Origin of the sequence: Chryseobacterium sp. PvR013 (assembly GCF_017833095.1) — a bacterium.
In the GTDB taxonomy this organism is placed as follows: Bacteria; Bacteroidota; Bacteroidia; order Flavobacteriales; family Weeksellaceae; genus Chryseobacterium; species Chryseobacterium culicis_A.
Window position 1 is genome coordinate 4250914 of the sequence record NZ_JAFIBT010000001.1, and the last position, 20071, is coordinate 4270984.

At 35.5% G+C, this 20071-nt stretch carries 13 protein-coding genes; 6 read left to right on the top strand and 7 right to left on the bottom strand.

Going from position 1 to position 20071, the window contains the following annotated elements:
• Nucleotides 1–28: 28 nt before the first annotated feature.
• From JOE44_RS19375 to tsf, 3 genes are all read right to left on the bottom strand, one after another.
• Nucleotides 29–3400: a T9SS type B sorting domain-containing protein gene (locus tag JOE44_RS19375; protein ID WP_245169820.1), complete on the bottom strand. Its 3372-nt coding sequence runs from the start codon at nt 3398–3400 to the stop codon at nt 29–31.
• A 250-nt stretch (nt 3401–3650) separates the two neighbouring features.
• Nucleotides 3651–6479: a gliding motility-associated C-terminal domain-containing protein gene (locus tag JOE44_RS19380; protein ID WP_209786849.1), complete on the bottom strand. Its 2829-nt coding sequence runs from the start codon at nt 6477–6479 to the stop codon at nt 3651–3653.
• A gap of 314 nt (nt 6480–6793) precedes the next feature.
• Nucleotides 6794–7618: a translation elongation factor Ts gene (gene tsf / locus JOE44_RS19385; RefSeq protein ID WP_047385945.1), complete on the bottom strand. Its 825-nt coding sequence runs from the start codon at nt 7616–7618 to the stop codon at nt 6794–6796.
• A 144-nt stretch (nt 7619–7762) separates the two neighbouring features.
• Here tsf and JOE44_RS19390 point away from each other — a divergent pair, with 144 nt between their 5' ends.
• On the top strand, nt 7763–8536 hold the full coding sequence (locus JOE44_RS19390) for a DUF6759 domain-containing protein (RefSeq protein WP_209786850.1): 774 nt from the start codon (nt 7763–7765) through the stop codon (nt 8534–8536).
• 61 nt (nt 8537–8597) lie between these two features.
• Here the strand turns inward: JOE44_RS19390 and JOE44_RS19395 are convergent, their stop codons facing one another.
• On the bottom strand, nt 8598–9554 hold the full coding sequence (locus JOE44_RS19395) for an acetyl-CoA carboxylase carboxyltransferase subunit alpha (RefSeq protein ID WP_105681726.1): 957 nt from the start codon (nt 9552–9554) through the stop codon (nt 8598–8600).
• A gap of 49 nt (nt 9555–9603) precedes the next feature.
• Entirely contained in the window at nt 9604–11112 is a 1509-nt protein-coding gene (gene gltX / locus JOE44_RS19400) for a glutamate--tRNA ligase (RefSeq protein ID WP_209786851.1), read from the bottom strand.
• A 438-nt stretch (nt 11113–11550) separates the two neighbouring features.
• Here gltX and JOE44_RS19405 point away from each other — a divergent pair, with 438 nt between their 5' ends.
• The 5 genes from JOE44_RS19405 to JOE44_RS19425 all read left to right on the top strand — a co-directional run bounded on the left by JOE44_RS19405 (nt 11551) and on the right by JOE44_RS19425 (nt 17585).
• Nucleotides 11551–12981 carry an MAC/perforin domain-containing protein gene (locus JOE44_RS19405; RefSeq protein WP_209786852.1) on the top strand — a complete coding sequence of 477 codons (1431 nt, stop codon included), beginning with the start codon at nt 11551–11553 and terminating at the stop codon, nt 12979–12981.
• 282 nt (nt 12982–13263) lie between these two features.
• Entirely contained in the window at nt 13264–14661 is a 1398-nt protein-coding gene (locus JOE44_RS19410) for an MAC/perforin domain-containing protein (RefSeq protein ID WP_209786853.1), read from the top strand.
• A gap of 178 nt (nt 14662–14839) precedes the next feature.
• Nucleotides 14840–15637 (top strand): hypothetical protein, encoded by a 798-nt coding sequence (locus JOE44_RS19415; protein WP_209786854.1) that lies wholly within the window; start codon nt 14840–14842, stop codon nt 15635–15637.
• A gap of 3 nt (nt 15638–15640) precedes the next feature.
• A complete protein-coding gene (locus JOE44_RS19420) occupies nt 15641–16294 on the top strand; it encodes a glycosyltransferase (protein WP_209786855.1) in 654 nt (217 codons plus the stop codon).
• 25 nt (nt 16295–16319) lie between these two features.
• The gene (locus tag JOE44_RS19425) at nt 16320–17585 is read left to right on the top strand and encodes a glycosyltransferase (protein WP_209786856.1); all 1266 of its coding nucleotides are present in this window, start codon (nt 16320–16322) and stop codon (nt 17583–17585) included.
• A 50-nt stretch (nt 17586–17635) separates the two neighbouring features.
• Here JOE44_RS19425 and JOE44_RS19430 read toward each other — a convergent pair whose 3' ends face one another.
• Together JOE44_RS19430 and JOE44_RS19435 are read right to left on the bottom strand one after the other, a co-directional pair.
• Nucleotides 17636–18877, bottom strand: coding sequence for a glycosyltransferase (locus JOE44_RS19430; protein ID WP_209786857.1), 1242 nt, complete (start codon nt 18875–18877; stop codon nt 17636–17638).
• 3 nt (nt 18878–18880) lie between these two features.
• Nucleotides 18881–20068: a glycosyltransferase gene (locus JOE44_RS19435; RefSeq protein WP_209786858.1), complete on the bottom strand. Its 1188-nt coding sequence runs from the start codon at nt 20066–20068 to the stop codon at nt 18881–18883.
• Nucleotides 20069–20071 lie beyond the last annotated feature (3 nt).

Genomic DNA, 20071 nt, shown 5'->3' on the forward strand with positions numbered 1-20071 from the left:
TAGGGTTCTTTCTTCCGGTTTTCTGTTGTTATCTATGTTTTACCAGCAGCCAGCTTGTATATTTTACCACGAGGCTGGAACCATATTCGGTCCACGTGATGAAGTACCAATAATTAGCTGTAGGAACATATCTTCCACCGACTCTTCCATCCCAGGTGTATCTGTTTTCAGGAGTACCCCTGAAGACTTCTGCACCATATCTGTCAAAGATCCTGAATATAAGATTCTCATTTTTCATTAAAGCAGAATAATCTATCACTTCATTATGACCGTCTCCATTTGGAGTAATGGTGTTGATCAGATTAATAATAGCAAATGGCTTTTTAACATCTTCACACATTTTAGAGTCTCTTACAAATATATTGTGTGCACCTCTAGGTACATTGTAGAAAATATTGGAACTCTGCCATACCACACCATCCAAAGAATATTCATAAGGAGGTGTACCGCCGCTTGCCCCAATTTTTACTGTTGTTCCATCAATTTCAATAGACGTAATGATAGGAAGAGGCAATTCTGTTACGTTTACATATTGTTTGTAAACACAACCATTGAAGGTTAGTTCCACCCAATAGCTTCCTGGGCCAATATTTGTGATGGAAGGTGTTGTAGCTCCTGTACTCCACAAGTATTTTTCAAAACCGGGTCCTGCATTCAGTGTGGTAGTGGTTTTCGGACAGATAGTTTTATCTTTTAATAGGTCCGATTTTTTAGGAACTTTAATATTGATTTTAAGAGTACCTACTTCCGGACAAACTCCATTTTTTTCAAAACGGATATAATAAGTCTGTGAACCTGTAATGTTAACAGGTGAGGCAACGATATTTACATTGTTCTGAGCATCTGCTAAAGTTGCATGAAAAGTAAAAGTAACATTTGGATCTAATGTAAACTGAGGAATAAACTGGGCCAAGTTGACACTTTTTATTCCATCCAGGTCATCGTCACAAGTAGTTTCTGTAACTGTTTTTGTAATTAATGTTATTTTGGCTCCGATACTGAATTGTAAAGGTTTGATTACAGAAGGGCAGCCATCCGGAGAATCTACTCTGATGTAAATTGTTGTGGTTCCTGTATAGCTCCAGTTGTTAGGGAGATTATTGTTATTTCCGGCGTTAGCATCGTCTAGGTTTGCGTAATATCTTACACTCGTAAAATAATTTGGATTATTAAGTACAATAGGGGTGATATTGGAGAGTAGGACGGTAACCGTTCCATCCAGATTATCATCACAGAAAACACCATTGTAGTTGTCCAGTACAATAGCTTTGTTAAAAAGTGATAACGTTATTTGTGCAATATTTTTACAGCCAATATGGTCATTAACAACCGCATATATGATTGTTCCGTTAGTTGCAGTATAGGCAGTTGGGTTAGTAATCAATGCTGCTGCATTTTCATTCTGAGCATCCAATAGGGTAGGATAATAAGTAATGGTAACAGGAGAGTTGCTGGTAACATTTGCTGTCGTCAGGTTGAAGGTTCCCTGTCCATTGATATCACACGCAGATAATGTTGCATTCATTACCGTTAGAGCCTGAATATTCAGGGTAACAGTGACTGTTTCACAATCCGGGAAGTCAGGATCGTCTCCGCAGAATGTATAAGTGAATGTATCTGTTCCCGTTGTACCCAGAGTATTTACAGTATAAGTAATAATACCGGTTGCAGGGTTTACAACAGCTGTACCCAATGAAGGTGCTGTGGTAACAGCTACAGTACTTGGGCTAGGAGTTTGTGATGAACTGCTGAATGCAGGAATTATGGTTTTAACATTACATACGTTATATGATGTATTGGTAAGTTTTGTACAGTTCAGAACTTTAAATTGTTCAGTAACCAAAGGTGCACAGCTTCCCATTGTTACAGAGCATGTGTAATATCCTGATAATGTAGGGGTGATTGATGAAGTGGTGGCTCCCGGAACAATAACCCCGTTTCTATACCATTGATAGGTATCATAAATAAAAGGATCTACAGTAAGACTCATTCCTGGAATACAGCCGCCTCCGGATTGTAAAATAACAGGTTGTGTAGGAAAGCCTGCAAAAAAGCCCCCATATCCTACAGCATCACTGCCGGCAGTGATACCAGCCATAATGGCTCTATTTGAAGCTATAGTAATCGTACCTGTTACATTGGGAATACCATAGGTAACCCAATTCGTTGTACCTGTCATATTGTAAGGGCCGGTTATTGCAGGAGGATTAGCTCCATTTACTGTAATAATAGCGCCACGTTCTGTAATGATGTTAAGTTTTGTAGGTATATTAAGCACTCCTCCGGGATTACCAATGGAATGAACAAAATTTTCATCAATAAGTCCAAGTTCATTAATTTGCTTTGGCAGGTAACAGTTCAAAGCAGGAATATAATTAAATCCACCGGTGGCCGTTTCATTTCCTGGATTTGAAACTCCTGCTAAAGTTTGGTAGACATAAGCATTTTTTGATGTTTTGAGATATAAGTTATAATGTCCGTTGCCTTGAAGAATATATTTTGAGTCAGGAATGACAAAATATTTTCCTGCATTGAGTGTTGCAATAGGTGGAATTTCATCGTTTACAAAAATTTGAGTATTATCTTCAGTAGCAATTACAATAGCCCCTTCCATATGGGAGCCAATAGAACCGTTACCTTTTACAAGGGCAAATTCATTTCCAAGCCTGTTGACAGGTACTGCCTGATCCATTAAAATATCTGAACCAGCTGGATGATTTCCTGCATATTGACCATTAAAATTTCCATTGGTGATATTGATGGGTTTGGTTGAAGTAATTTTAGCCCCAATAAAACCATCAAAGTTTGCTGTTATGTTTCCAATTCCATCAATAATGTAGGATTGCCCTTTATTTAAAGTGAAAGTCATTGTAGGATTGGTTGCCCCAGTGGTTCCATTTGAAAACTGAACGTTAGGACTGTACCCGGAAATAGTAACACTGGTATTATCTTCAGTTGCCAGTACACTGGTCATGAAATTCAGAATAGAATTGCTCACTGTAATAGGAGTGACAGCTGCGTAAAACTTCAGTCCTGTGGAAGAAATTCCTTTGGAAGTAATAATTTCTCCATGGTTGAACACTGAGAATCTTAAATTGGCGTAAAAAGGGAATTCAGCCTTAAGGTATAATCCTTTTGTTGTAGGGGTAAATAAATCCGCCTGCAGTTTGGTAATAATATAAGTCCTTAAGACATCAAATTTCTGAGGGTTGTTTTTACTGATATTTACTGTTCCAATCAGAACATTATTATTGTAAATGCTTACAGGAAAAGGAGTTGTTCTGTTAGTAGATAAATAAAGTTTCTGATAAGGATTGGGAGCGCCTGTTCTATCTATCATTGGAGCAAACCAATGCTCTCGATCCAACTGGGCAAAAGCAAAGGTGAAAATACAAAACATAAACAAAAAACATAAATTTTTTTTCATTCAGCGGTGGTCTTTATCACAAATTTAGTGATAAAAAGTATTGTATGGTTGAAAACATAATAAAAAATTGTGATTTCAAAATCATGGTTAAAAAAAAATTAAGTTTGTATTATTTTTTTTCTGTATTTAACATAATATAATGAATAAATTTAATCAGAGAGCTAAAAAAAATAAGCCACGATCATTTGATCGTGGCTTATTAAATATAGTTTTAAACTAATTATTACTCTCTGTTTTTAACAAGAATCCAACCTGTATATTTTATTGGAGTCTTTTCTTTGTTGGACTCATTCCAGCTGATATGATACCAGTATGTTCCTGTTCCAAGTTTTTTATCAAAGTGTTTTCCGTCCCATCTGTAGCTGTTGAATCTGTTTCCGGTGAATACCATATTTCCATATCTGTCATACACTACAAAGCTTAGGTTTTCTTTATATGCCAGTTCACTGTAATCGATATAATCATTTACATTATCTCCATTAGGGGTGATGGCATTTAATAGATTAGGAATAGTAACCTCTACTGCAATAGGAGTACAGTTATAGGCATCTTTTACGTAGAAAGTGTGTTGCCCTCTTGTTAAACCTGTAAAAGTACTTGAATCCTGCCAGTTTGCAGTTCCGTCTACAGCATATTTATAAGGTGCTTTACCACCGCTTACAATTACTGTTGCTGTATTATTATTGATTTCAATGGTTTGGATTACCGGATCTTCAACTTTTTTAACTTTAACAGTCTGTGTAAGGAAACATCCATTCTTACCAACAACTACTGTATATTCTCCAACACCTACATCTCTGATACCTGAAGTGGTAGCTCCTGTGCTCCATAGGTAGGAATCATATCCAGGGCCAGCGTCCAGGTTAGTTTTTGCATCCATACAGATGTACTGATCTACAAGGATAGGTGACTTTTTGATTGGAAGTACAATTAATTCAATTTTAGCATTTGCTGTACATCCTTCAGCAGTCGTTACTTTCACATATACAAATCCTCCGGTGGAAGGGAAGTTTTCTGGTTGTGTGATTTCATTGATTCCTGCAGTAAGATCATTCAGTGTACGGTAATATTTTTTTGTAACAGCATTATAGTCTGTAACCTTAGCTTTTGTAAGGTCAAAGTAAGCGTAAGGATCCACATCATACCAACAAGCCTTAATAGAAGCATCCGTTACGATGAATGGTACTACAGTAAGGTTTAAGGTCACCTGCTCACAATCTGTAAATTCAACTGAATTTCCACAGAATTTATAAACGATTTTGTCTGGTCCTAAATATCCGGGATTTGGTGTATAAGTGATTGTTCCGTTTGGATTCACTACAGCAGTTCCTTTTGTAGGAGGCGTTAAAATTACTACTGTACTTGGAACCACTGTTTGAGTGGAAGAAGTAAAAGTAGGTGTAATTATTTTAGTAGAACAAGCATTAAGAGCTTGAGTCGTTTCTTTTAAACAGTTTTGTACTTTATAGATTGGAGTAGTCACTGGAGGACATGTTCCCATGGTTACTCTTACCGTATAATTTCCTGATTGTGTAGGAGTGTAAGTATAACTTGTAGCACCAGGAATAGCAACTCCGTCACGGTACCATTGGTATGTTTCATATCCGTCATCTACTTCAAGAATAATTCCCGGAACACACTCACCTGTTTTTTTTGCAATTACCGGAATTGATGAGAATCCGGCAAAGTAACCTCCATATCCGGCAGAACTAAATCCTCCGTTGATACCAGCTGTTACAGCTTTTGTAGAGGTTATTTTAATGTTTCCAACAACTCCGGTGATTCCATAGGTTACCCAGTTAGCATTTCCTGCCAATGGATAGGGACCGTCTGTAGGTGCGACAGGGTTATCATTTACCATTACAGTAGCCCCGGTCTCTGTTAAGATATTTAATTTTACGATGATATCCTGAACTGCACTGGCTCCACCTGAACCGATTGGCATTTCATTAATCTTTCCGATTTCATCAATCTTTCTTGGAAGGAAACAGTTCAATGGCGGTATATAGTTGAATCCATTAGTTGCCTCACTATTCCCTACCCCTACAAACTGATAAAGGTATACGTTTTTAGTTGTTGAAATAAACATGTTAGAATGCCCGTTAGTACCTTGTGCTACATAACTGGTTTCATTAATTCTATACCATTCTCCGGCAGCAAGTGTTGCAACAGAAGTTCCGACACCATTTAGATAAACATCAGTATTATCTTCTGTAGCAATAATAAGACCTCCTTCCATGTTCTGGCTAGGAATTGTAGATCTTGTTTTAACGATAGCAAATGTATTTCCAAGTCTTTCAACCGGTACTGATTGATCCAGAACCGGGTCACTTCCTGATGGAGAAGTAGAGAAGTTGCCATTACAGCTTCCGTTGGTAAGGGTTACGGGTTTATCAGAAACTATTTTTGCACCGATAAATCCTGTTTTATTTGCAGATTCTGTGCCTGCTCCGGCAAGAATTACAGATTGTCCTTTTTGTAATGTAAAGGTCTGGGAATTACCTGTAGGAGTACCATTAATGAAAACAACTCCGGAAGTAGGGTTCCATGATGCTGTTACAGTAGTATTGTCCTCAGTTGCCATAATACCTGCGGTAAAGTTCTGAATACTGGTGGTATTGGTATTGGGAGCAGTTGCTACGAAGAATGTTTTTCCGATTCCAGCTTTTCCTTTACTGGTAATTACTTCCCCGTGAACACTTTGGGCAAGTCTTAAACTACAGTAAAAAGGTTTTACTGCTTTTAAATACAGTCCTTTATTACCAACAGTGAATGCTTCTGTAGTGGTCGTTCCACTAATAAGGCTATTGGTAACCTTATAGGTTTGCGGATTACCTTTACTAATGGTAACCGTAGTTATTACAGCATTGTTATTGTAAATGGTTACATCAAATGGGGTGTCTGAATCAGTAGACAGATAGATCATGTTGGTATAACTGTTACCGCCATAACTATCATAGTAAGGAGCAATCCAATGCTCTGTATCCCTTTGTGCAAAGAGTGTATTAATTGTCAAAAAAATTAATACCAGACTGAGTAGAAATCTTTTCATGTGTATGGAATTAGGATTTCTACAAAAATAAAATAAAAAATGAAATACTTTTAATAAAATTTAAATAAATGTTAAAAAAGTGTTTTCAATTTTTAATTAAAAGTGATTCTGGGTATGAAACTGGTAATTAATGTTGAGCTCGGCCAGTATAGTTATTTGCCAATATTTGCCATGAAAATTTTGCCCGCTTGAATTGTTAATGTTTTCACTTATTTTATCTCTTATTGGTGAATAGTGTTGATGGTTACGGGTTTATGTTAATAAAAAATCCCGGTGAAATTCACCGGGATTCTATATTTTTTGAAAAAGTTAGCTTATAGGCTTACTCTTACAAATCCTGTTACTTTTAGGTCTGCATTTACAGATTTTACGTAATCAGCAACTGAGATACTTCCGTCTTTAATGAAGTCCTGGTGTACCAAAGTGTTGTCTTTGTAGAATCTCTGCATTTTACCTTTAAGGATATTATCGATAATGTTTGCAGGCTTACCTTCTTCAGTAAGTTTGTGTCTTTCGATCTCTAATTCTTTATCAATAGTCTCCTGAGAAACTCTTGTTTCGTCCAAAGCGATTGGGTTCATAGCAGCAACCTGCATAGAAACAGCTTTAGCAGCTTCATCAGCTCCATCTACTTTAGCAGAAAGAGAAGAGATTGCAGCGATTTTGTTTCCAGCGTGGATGTAAGCTCCTAAGAAATCTCCCTGGATTCTTTCGAAAGATCCGATTTCGATTTTCTCACCGATAACTCCTGTTTGCTCTACTAATTTCTCAGCAACAGTCATTCCGTGGAAGTCAGTAGCTAAAAGCTCCTCTTTAGTAGCAGCGAAGATTGCCATCTCAGCTAATTCGTAAGCTAGCTCGATGAAAGCTTCATTTTTAGCAACGAAGTCAGTTTCGCAGTTTAGAGAGATTACTACACCTAAAGTGTTGTCTTCATTTACTCTTGCGATTACTGCACCTTCAGCAGATTCTCTGTCAGCTCTGTTAGCAGCAACTTTTTGTCCTTTTTTTCTAAGGATATCTACCGCTTTTTCGAAGTCTCCTTCAGCTTCAACTAGAGCTTTCTTGCAGTCCATCATACCTGCACCTGTTTGGTTTCTCAATTTTGCTACGTCTGCAGCAGCTGGTGTATAAGACATAATATCTATTATTTTTTTATTTAAGATTAGTATTAATTTTTAGCTTAAATTTAGAGCAGTGCAAAGATAATGATTTTAATGATAAACTAAAAAATGACTTTTCACGTTATTAATATATTTAATACTATTTTAAAGATTTGATTAATGAAAAAAATCTTCTTTCTCCTATTTATATGCATTTTCTCACTTGGTTTTTCCCAAAAAAAGAAAAAAACAAAATCTAAAGCTGTTGTTGAAAAAGAAACCGTAATTATCTATACAGAACAAGAAGCTGAGATTTCAAAAGAAGCCAGAGTGATTGCCGGATTTTTGAAACAGAATCCTGGACATGCTAAAACGGACTATTTCAAAAGAAAACTTATTGATATTATTATGGCAGATAATTCACCAGAAGCAAAACCTACCATTAAACCTATCAGTAAAGAAAAAATTGAAAATATTGTAAAAAATAATGAACTGAACAGTGGTAAAACGGTTGCCACAAATAAAGCTTATACTGCTAATGGTAAGCCTGTTTCTAATAATACAGCGGCTGCTATTGAAGCGTTAAAAGAAGAAAGAAGAACCACCTTTGCCTCGGTAGGTTCTGCGGCAAAAAGTGCAGGTACATCCACAGCGTCTAAATCTGAACCAAGTGAGGAAGGTAAAAGAAGAGCCGCCATGCTTACCCATCTGTTTAATAATGATATCAACAAGAGTGAAGCATATGTTAATATTAAAAACAGATCAGCATGTAATCTTATCGTAAAAATAAGTGGCAAAAAATATTATAATTTGACGGTTCCGGCAAAAGGGGAGAACTTTATTCTGGTTGATAAAGGGGAGTACGTAATGACAACATCCGTGTGTGATGCAAAATATTCTTCTTTGAAAAAGATTACCCAGGATATTGAAATTGCACTGAATGTTGCAGAATAGAATACAATAGAAGAAAACTAAAGAAAAAAGGTTAAGAAGAAATTCTTAACCTTTTTATTTTTTATCCTTTAAACTGACCCATCGCAATGAATTTATCCTGTCTCTGGGTTTCAAGCTCTTGTCCTGTAAATTTGGAGAAAGCTTTGATATTTTGTAAAATTGAATTTTTCAAATTCAAATAGGTGGTTTCCTGGTCATATTGAGCTCCACCAAGGGGTTCCTCAATGATTCCGTCGATGAACTTTTCTCTTAAGGCATCTGCCGGAGTAAGATTTAATGCATTGGCTGCATCTTCTTTATGATCCCAGTTTCTCCATAAGATAGAAGAGCAACTTTCAGGTGCAATTACTGTATACCATGTGTTTTCCAACATATATACTTTATTTCCAACACCTATTCCTAATGCTCCACCACTGGCACCTTCTCCGATAATGTAAGTGAAGATTGGGGTTTTCAGCTGAACCATTTCAAAAATATTTCTTGCAATTGCCTCTCCTTGTCCTCTTTCTTCAGCTTCCAGACCCGGATAAGCTCCCGGTGTATCTACTAAAGTTACCACAGGGATATTGAATTTTTCAGCAAGCTTCATTAGTCTTAAAGCTTTTCTGTATCCTTCCGGATTTGGCATTCCAAATCTTCTATGCTGTCTTTCTTTTGTCGTTCTTCCTTTTTGAGTACCAATGATCATTACTTTTTGACCATCAAGGGTAATCAATCCTCCAATCATTGCCGGATCATCAGCGAAATTTCTGTCTCCATGAAGTTCTAAGAAACTACCTTTGTCTGCCATTCCGTTGATGTAGTCCAATGTGTATGGACGATCTGGGTGACGGGACAGTTGTACTCTTTGCCAAGGTGTAAGATTTCCATAGATTTCTTTTTTCTTTTCTAAAATCTTATCCTCAATCTGGCTGCATGCTAATTTTACATCAACACCACTTTCTTCTCCTACTAAAGAACACGTCTGGTATTGGTCCATCAATTCTTTGATAGGAAGTTCGAAACTTAAATATTCCATTTCTTGAAGTAAATTAAATCTTTCAAATGTATGAAAAATTATGGTTATTCTATTTAAAATTATTTATAGCATTGTTTATTCTGGAGGTACTTTCCTCTTTGCCAAGGGTTTCCAGAATGTCTGGTACATCCGGACCTTTCAATTCTCCTACTAAAGATAATCGTAACGGCATCATCACCTTACCCATACCTAATCCTTTGCTTTCAGCGAAATCATGCATTGCTTGTTTCAATGTTTCAGCAACAAAGTCTGTAGATTCAAATGCAGCTGCCAGTTCTGCTAAAATTGCAGATGTTTCTTCATTCCAGGCTTTTTTTGAAGCTTTTTCGTCATAGGAAACCGGAGCTTCGAAGAAAAATTTTCCGTTTTCATAGATGTCTTTCGGGAAAGTTGCTCTTTCTTTCATAAGGTGAATTACCTTTAAAAGTTTTTCATCAGAAGCACCTGAAAGATCAAGATCTGTATTTTTAAGGATATGAAGTAGCTCCTGGTCAGATTTCATCTGGATATACTGATGGTTGAACCACTCAGACTTCTCTTTACTGAATCTTGCGCCTGCCTTATGTACTTTATGAAGATCAAATTCTTTAATCATCTCTTCCAATGGAAGAATTTCTTTATCATCAGCAGGAGACCATCCTAATAATGCAACCATATTGATAAAAGCATCAGGAAGATAGCCGTTTTCTCTATATCCTTTGGAAACTACTCCTGTAGCTGGATCCTTGAAGTCAAGCGGGAATACCGGGAAACCGAATTTATCTCCGTCTCTTTTGCTCAGTTTTCCTTTTCCTTCAGGTTTTAAGATTAAAGAAAGGTGGGCAAACTGTGGTGCTTCCCATTGCATTGCTTCATACAGTAATGTGTGAAGTCCTAGGGAAGGCAGCCATTCTTCTCCGCGAATTACGTGAGAGATTTCCATTTCATGGTCATCAATAATATTAGCAAAATGATAGGTTGGCATTCCGTCATTCTTTACCAGTACTTTATCATCTAAAGTATTGGTATTAACTGAAAACTTTCCACGGATGATGTCTTCAAGATTCAAGACTCTGTCAACAGGCATTTTAAATCTTACCACATAAGGAGTCTTTTCATCCAATAATTTTTGAACTTCCTCTTCAGAAAGGGCAAGACTGTTTTTTAAACGGTTTCTGGTTTTATTGTCATATGAAAAAACATCACCTTTTGCTTCGTACTCTGCACGAATTACATCCAGTTCTTCTGCCGTATCAAAAGCAATATAAGCATAATCGGTCTTTAGAATCTGTTCAGTATATCGGTCGTAGATATCTCTTCTTTCAGACTGTCTGTAAGGAGCAAATTTTCCTCCTTTTTTAGGACTCTCATCAGGGATAATTCCGCACCATTCCAATGCTTCCTCAATATATTCTTCAGCACCCTCTACATATCTGGCAGTATCTGTATCTTCAATTCTCAATACAAATTCTCCAGCTTGATTTTTAGCAAAAAGATAATCATATAATGCGGTTCTTACGCCTCCCAAATGTAATGGCCCTGTAGGACTTGGAGCAAAACGTACTCTTACTTTCTCCATTTCAATTTTAATTTTTGCAAATTTACTTAAAATTATGCGTTTAAGAGATGATTTATGACCTGGTATTGGTTTTTTGAGTCTAACTTTTTTATTTATTTCTTTAAATATTCTTCAAATACCGCTTTCAACTCCCTCGTATTATATTTTCAAATAATATTTTTAATCAGAGAATTATAATCTGTGAATATTCTTGTTGTGGAAATTGGGTTCATAAAGGGGAATTATTAAATTGATTTCAGTATTCTGTTTGTGGTCTGGCTAAGTTTGTTCGTGTAATTTATTTTCTTTATTAAATCACTAATTAGTGATCATGTAGGCTTTTGTTAAAAGCGTTTTAATTGACTGTTAATTTCACTAATAAATGATATATGTCAGTTGTTGTTTTATATTTCACATAGTATTGAAGTTTATATTTGTTGAGAATTTTAAAACAATACTATGAAAAAACAAATTGTATTTTGCTTCAGTACAGCGCTGATGCTTTTCATGGGGTCATGCTCTTCGGAAGACCTGAATAATGAAGTGAGTCCTGATGGTCAGGCAAAGGCTAGTCGTTTGTCAGCAGCAAAATTTGCAGGAGATGGCATCTACGATGTCTTAGGGCATGGGTTTGATGCAGCAGGGGAATATGCCAATGCTAATTCTGCAGGATTTAAAGTGATTGATATCGATCGTTTCAAGACTGAGCAGGAAGCAAGGTTGGTCTCTGAAAATGCCAATACCCAACAGTATATTGAAGAATATGGAGAGAATGCGGAAACATATTCTAAAATGGTTTCTACCAAAGTAGATGCTACTGCAGGAATTCCTTTATTCAAAAAAACATTATCAGTAGGTTTTAATTCAGCAGTTACGACCAATCATAAATTTGATGCAAAATATATTTATGGTAGCTACAACCTTTTAATCAAGCAGAAAAGATTAAGATTCAATGCTACAACAGATATGCTGGCAGATTATGTAACTCCGGAATTTGCACAGGACTTGCAGACAAAAACTCCACAGCAGATTGTACAGGACTACGGAACTCACGTAATGGTTGATATTTATACAGGAGCTAAAATGGATATTATGTTCCAGTCTGAAACCACTAACGAAAGCCGTGACCGTGCTGCAAGAATTGGGGTAAAAATCGGAATGCTTAAAATTTTTGATGTTGATGTACAGAATGAGGTCAATACATCAGAATCATCAATGAATTACTCTAGAAAATTATCCTACAGAACAAGAGGAGGAGATCCTTCAAAAGGTTTGGTAGGAGAAGTGAATCTTGATCAGACTACTTCAAAAGTTAATATTGCAAACTGGCAAAATAGTTCTACCCCTAACAATTCAGTGTTGGTAGAATTTGGAAACAATGGCCTTGTTCTTATCTACAACCTTGTAAAAGATGCTGCAAAAAAAGCACAGCTTAAGGCTTACGTAGATCAGTATTTAATTGATAACCAGATTTCACTGGAGTATAATACAACAATGTTATATGGTTACCAAAACCAACCAGACAGTAATCACTACTTTACCTTTAATACAAACCTTCAGCCATCTTCTTACTGGACAAATGAAGGGCCTACATTTAAAGTGTTTCAGTATAAAGCACCAAACACAGTTCCTATTTACTGCTATAAAAGTACTTCAGGAGCAGATCATTACTTTACGCAGGCAAGCACGTTACAACCATCTTCTTATTGGAATATTTATATGGGGGTAGCGTTCTATGCTTATAAAGATCCTGGAGCCGGAAGAATTCCTGTATACAGCTATAAAGCTAAAAACGGATCAGATCATTATCTTTCAGTATCTCCTAATTTAGGGCCTGTGAGCTATTGGAATACCAGAGAAGGTATCGCTTTCTATATTCCAGCTAATTAATTTTTGGATTTATATAAATCAATTTGGTTATACATTGAAGTGAAGTCAGGTATTCTGGCTTCGCTTTTTATTTTAAATTAAATACAGTAGATCTAAATGTTGAAAAGTTGGTATGGATATTTGTTTATGAATATTTAATTCTCTGATCTGTGATGATTGGGTTATTTATTAATGGACTTTTAAATGTTTATTAAATTCACTTTATAATGATATATGTCATTGTAAAACTATTTTTTTCACTCACTGTTGAATATTATCTTTGCAAAAACTTTTAAATAACCCATGAAAAAACAAATGTTATTTTGCTTCAGTAGTTTACTGATGCTTTGTATGAGTTCATGTTCTACAGAAGAACTGAATAGCGAAGGAACTCCTGGTAGTTCTGCTAAAAACAACCGATTATCAGCAGCCAAATTTGCAGGAGACGGAATTTATGATGTGCTTGGACACGGCTACAATGCTGCAGGCGAATATGCGAATGCCAATTCTGCAGGATTTAAAGTTGTTGATATTGATCGTTTCAAAGCTGAGCAGACGGCGAGGCTGGTTTCTGAAAATACCAACACTCAGGAGTACGTTGAAGAATATGGAGAGAATGCGGAAACTTATTCCAAAATGGTATCTAACAAAGTAGATGTTACTGCAGGAATTCCTTTATTCAAAAAAACGCTTTCAGTAGGATTTAATTCTGCAATTACCACCAATCATAAATTTGATGCAAAATATATCTATGGCAGCTACAATCTTTTAATCAAGCAGAAAAGATTAAGATTTAATGCCACAACAGATATGTTAGCGGATTATATTACCCCGGAGTTTGCCCAGGATTTACAAACAAAATCATCACAACAAATTGTACAGGACTACGGAACTCACGTAATGGTTGACATCTATACGGGCGCAAAAATGGATATCATATTCCAGTCAGAAACAAGAAATGAAAGCCGTGACCGTGCTGCAAGAGTGGGAATAAAATTAGGAATGTCTAAAATTTTTGATGTTGAAGTTCAGAATGATGTCAATACTTCAGAATCATCCATGAACTTTTCTAAAAAACTATCATACAGAACAAGAGGGGGAGATCCTTCCAAAGGTCTTATTGGAGAGCTGAATCTTGACCAAAACACTCCGAAGATCAATATCGCAAACTGGCAAAACAGTTCTACACCAAATAATTCAGTATTAGTAGATTTTGGAAATAATGGATTGGTATTTATTTTTGATCTTGTAAAAGACCCTGTTAAAAAAGCAGAACTTAAATCATACGTAATTCAGTACCTGATTGATAATAAAGTAATGTTGGATTATATCCCGGTGCCGATTTATGGATTCTATAGTGGTTCAGAAAGAGATCATCTTCTTTCTACATGGTCTGGAACTCCTAATACCTATCAGGCGGAGGGAGAGCAGTTTAAAGCATATAGCTATAAAGCACCGAATACAGTCCCTGTATATCAGTTTTATAGTGCAAATGACAAGGATCATTACTATTCTACTTATCAGGGTACACCTTGGAATTATGTATACGAAGGAATTGCGTTCTATGCCACGATGGATAGTACACAGAGACCTATTTATCAGTTCTATAGCGGAAGTGAAAGAGATCATTACTACAGTACCTATCCGGGAACGCCTAATAAGTATGTTGCAGAGGGTATTCCTTTCTATGCTTATTACTAATAAATATTGATATTTTTACAGCAAAGCCGTCTCAGATGTGAGGCGGTTTTTTATATACCCATGAGTAAAAATGAGGATCTGGGAAATATTTCCGTTGATAGGAGAAACACTGAAAGAATATTTCGGGCAGGCTTATTATTAAAAATGTATTTTTGTAGATTATAAATTGAGTTGATCAATGAGAAAAGCAATATGTCTTTTTATTGTAGGAGATAAGTACTGGAAAATGTACAATAAAAATAGAGCACGGTTTGAAAACTATGCTAAAAAATGTGGGGCAGATTTAAAGATTATTGATAAACCTATGGATGATCAGTTTCATCGTCCGCTTCTGGCTCAAAAACTTCTGATTCCTGCAGAAACAAGAGATTATGATATGGTTCTTTTTATGGACCTTGATATTATTATTTCAGATAGTGCACCCTCTGTTTTTGATTATCTTCCGGAAGACAAATATTTCGGGGCAATTCTGGATCCGAGAGGAACTGAGGAATTCAACAAAACCTGGGGACATATTCCAAGAATACTGGAAGAGACCAGTGAAATGTATTTTATTGACCGACATTTTGAACCCAATCCCTTATTGCAGGGAAGTATCAATGGAGGAGTATTTATTTTCAGACCGAAGAAAGTAGCAGATATCTTTAAAGAATACTATTTTTCAGGCCATAACCAGGGGGAGCTGAACAGCTTTGAAGAAACACCATTTGCGTATTTTTCACAGATTAATAATTGGTTTGAAGCTCTACCACCTGCATTCAATGTTCAGGTTTTATATAAAATAAAGGGAACAGAGAAAGGGAAGGAAGTAGAATCTGATGAAAAAAAACTTCCGGAATTTTTCAGGAAATATTATTATAAAAAAACAGGAAGCTGTTTTTATCCTACAAGGAAGTATAAAAATTACGTAAAACAAATCATTGCCGAAAATTACTTTACCCATTTTTCCGGCAACTATCCTATAATCTACAATTAAATTATGAGCTTACTTTCACGCTTTTCCAGTAAATTTATATCTGTTTCTTACGGAATCACCGTCAATGATGAAGCTCAGGAACTTAAAAAATTATTAGATATTCTTATCCCTTTGATCGGTCAGAATGATGAGATCATTGTTCTCCAGGATATTACCAATAAAAATAAAGAAGTGACGGAGCTGCTTGCTCATTATAATAATATTGTAAAACTTGAGGCAAGACTGGATGGGGATTTTGCAACCTTCAAAAACAGATTAATTGAAAAGGCAAACGGCCAGTATCTGTTCCAGATTGATGCAGATGAATATCCTACTGAACATTTTATCAAAACATTGAAACCCTATCTTAAAAAGGAAAGAAGTGTTGAGGTATTCTACGTTCCCCGAATCAATACTGTAGAGGGAATTACAGAAGAATATGTACAGCAAATGGGCTGGAATATGAATAAAGAAGGCTATATCAATTTCCCTGATTATCAGGCGAGAATTGTAAAGAATAATAAAAAGATCTTCTGGAAAAATAAAGTGCATGAAGTTTTATTTGGAAATAAAAACTTTACGGAAATTCCTGCAAAATATGAACTGTCATTGATTCATAAAAAGAATTTCGAGAAGCAAAAAAAACAGAATAGTTTTTATGAAACATTGGAAGATTAATTATTTGAATTATTAGAAAATAAAAATGGCAGATTTAGGAATTAACGTTTTTGGATTTATTAATGGTGAATTTGGTATTGCGGAAGCCACAAGGCTCAATTGTAAAGCCATACAGAGTGCAGGCATGCCTATCAGTCTGATCAACTATGATGTGAGAACCAATCATAACAATAATGACCAGACGTTTACTCAGTTTTCCCATAAAGCAGAATATCCCATTAATTTAATTCAGGTTTCACCATCTGTTTCGGAAATTTCAAATTTCTTTGAATATTTTGACTATTCTTTTTTTGAAAGAAAATATAATATTCTTTATATGGCCTGGGAATCAGAGACTATTCCTGAGGATTACCTTCTGAATATTAATCTTTTCGATGAGGTCTGGACGCCTTCAGAATATTGTAAAAAATGTATTGAAAAATACATAGCATCTCCTGTAAAAGTAATTCCACACCCGATTGATATTCATCTGAAAGAGACCCAAGATCCTGATGCTTTGAATTTTTATAACGAAGATTACTTTAATTTTTTATTCATCTTTGATTATAACAGTTCCATACAGCGGAAGAATGTTCTCAACCTGATTAAGGTTTTCAGAGAAACATTTGACGGAAAAGACAATAATGCTTTTTTAACCATTAAAACCTCTAAATCAGATAAGTTTTCTTTAGAAAAACAACAGATAAACGAGGCAATCGGTGACTCGGCGAAGATTAAAGTAGTAGAAAAGATTTTTGATAAAAATGCACTGAACTATGTGATCAGTAACTGTGACAGCTATATTTCTCTTCACAGATCTGAAGGTTTTGGACTTACTATGGCAGAGGCCATGTATTTTGGGAAACCTGTTATTGCTACTGCATATTCCGGAAATCTGGAATTTATGAATTCTGAAAACAGTTTTCTCGTAAGTGCAGAAAAAGTTTCTTACGGTTCAGACGACCTTAATTATGATTCTAATACCATCTGGTCTGAACCTTCACTGGAAAAAGCTTCTGAATATCTGAAAAAAATATATCAGGGCGGAGAAGATGTCAAAGTGAAATCTGAGAATGCACGCAAAACAATTACTCATGATTTCTCTCTCGAAGGAGTAGGAAAATTGATCAGAGAAAGATCTGAAGAGCTTATTTCTGGAGGTAAAATTCAGCAAAGCAGATCAGCATTAATAAAATTATATGCCGATAGTTTATTTCTGAGAAAAGACCTTAGAATTTATAAAAAAAGCAAACCTATTCAGTGGATATATGGAGTGAAAATGTATTTCAGAAATAGAAAACAAAAGAAATAATTTACAATAAAATGAAAGAGCGATGGATTTTGATAAATCCATCGCTCTTTTTATTTTTTACCTTTTACTTTCTTTAAAAAGATATTTACTTTTTTCCTGATTTTATTGTAGAGTGTTTTTTCCAGATAATTCACTCTGCCACTCAATCGGTCTATTTCAGCAAGATAGAATACATTTCCTGCACTATTTTCTGTGCTGCTTTCTTTTTTATCCATCTGGTCGATAAAAGACAGTCGTATTTGAAGCAGATTTCCTATAGATTCAAGAGAAAAATGATCTCTGATCTGAGCCTCTGCACTTTCTTTAACAGCGTGTAAAGACCCGAAATTATTCTTTATATACAAAAGCTTTTGGGTGGCATCCTGCAAATCAGGTTTTGCCAAAGTGAGCCCTTCAGCAATTAATCCTTTTGTATTGGAAGTTTTAATAAAACTATACTGAACAAGGAAGCTGTTGTTCACATTCATAAAATCCAGATTTCCGGAGTATCCTGTTCCCACAACAATTTTCCCGTAAGACATCGCTTCAGCCATTGTCAGGCCGAATCCTTCGGAGCCATGCAGCGAGATCAGAACATCAGATTTCTGAATAAGGGAATGCAGCTTTTCTTTCGAGAAATGTTCATTAATAATGATAATATTCGAAATTCCTGCATATTTTTCCACTACTTTTTGTGCATCCTTACTTCTTTCGAGATTATGGGTCTTGACAATTAAAACACTTTCAGGATCATCTTTAAAGACATTAATAAACGCTTCAATAGTTGCTTCAGGGTTTTTTCTGATCGTTGTACTTAAGGAATCAAAAATAGTAATATATACCTTTGAGCCAGGCTTAATATTATATTCTTCAAAATTAAATTCATCAGAAGGAGCCAGCTTTTGAATAGGATGAGAAAATCTCATCACAGGAATTCCCGTATATTTTGTGAAAATATTGACACAAAAGTCACTAGGAACCCATAACTCGTCAAAAATATTCAGAAACTCAACCGTTTTATCCGAAACTTCGGGAAATTCCCAGGCCCAATATACAATGTTGTAATGACCTGCAAGATTGATATCCTGATTTTTTGAGAAAAACTCGTGAGTCACATTACTGTTAATGTGAAAAATATTAATTAAGGCATCTGATGGGGTGTCGCTTTTAGATTTTTCAAGAGTATCACTTGAATAGCTGATGCGGTTTACTTTAATCCCTGCATTTTCCATGGCAGCAGCATTAAGCCTTGTGGCCTCTGCAATGCCAAAATTTCCATCAAAAAAACCGTGATAGTTTACGCTTAATGACATGTTTTATAATGTTTTAAGTTTTTCTTTTACTTCTTCGGGTGAAAATGCTCTCAGACTGTCTACGGAATTTTTACTTAAAATATTCCAAAGCTCTTCATTATTATTCAGCTGAATAATTGCTTCTGCAAAACTATTTTCATCGTTGGCAATGAGAACATTTTTTTTATCGGTAAGCTTCATCCCTTCGGCACCAATATCCGTAGTAACCACTGGGAAAAAGTATTCAAAAGCCTGTCCGATTTTTCCTTTAACACCAGCCCCAAATCTTAAAGGGGCTACCATAATTTTCGAATTCATAAAATGTTCCTCAATGCTTTCCACAAAGCCTAAAAATTTAAACTTAGGATATAGTTTAAGATCCAGCTTTTCTGCAACATTTCCGATGATGCTTACTTCCAGCTCAGGATTGGTTTTCCAGACAATGGGCATTATTTTTTCGTATAAAAACTTTACTGCATCAATATTCGGTTCATGGATAGATCCGATAAAGGTAATTCCTTTACTTTCACTGAAATTTTTTCTTTCAGAAATATCAATTTTAGGATAATGAATATTAGATATGGTAATGATCTTATTTTTATCTGCATACTGGCTCATAATCTCTTTTTCCTTATCAGAGATGGCAATAATATAATCCAGTTTTGGGGCAACAACAGTTTCCAGACGGAAAAAGTGTTTGTAATTTTTCTTCAAAGAAATACGGGTTGGCTCCAGTTCGATCGCTCTTTTAAACCTTAAAAAATGAATATCTACCATGTCATAAATAAATTTGGCAGAAGGTAAAACGGATTTCATTTTTTTATAAAAAAGATTCAGAGCCAGAGGGCCATTGAACCAAACATAATCTACCTTTTTAAAAGAAGACAGGAAGTCATAAATATTCTTATACTTATTGTTTTCTATATAGACGATAACATTGTGCTGCTGGTAAAATTTTACATAAGAATTATCTTCAAAAATATGGGGCGCAAATAATATGCAGTTATATCCTAATGCTTTGTAAATAAATATAAGTTCTTTCAGTCTGTTGGCTCCGGATTCTTTATCATGGGCCGGGAAATCTCTGGATGCAAACAGGATTGTTTTTTGGGAAGCGTCATACTGGTTGAGGTTGACTATATCCTTAGACTGAAGGTTTTTGAGTTTTTCTTTTCTTTCGAAGTGCTTTTTTATTTTTTTTAAGATTCCCATTTG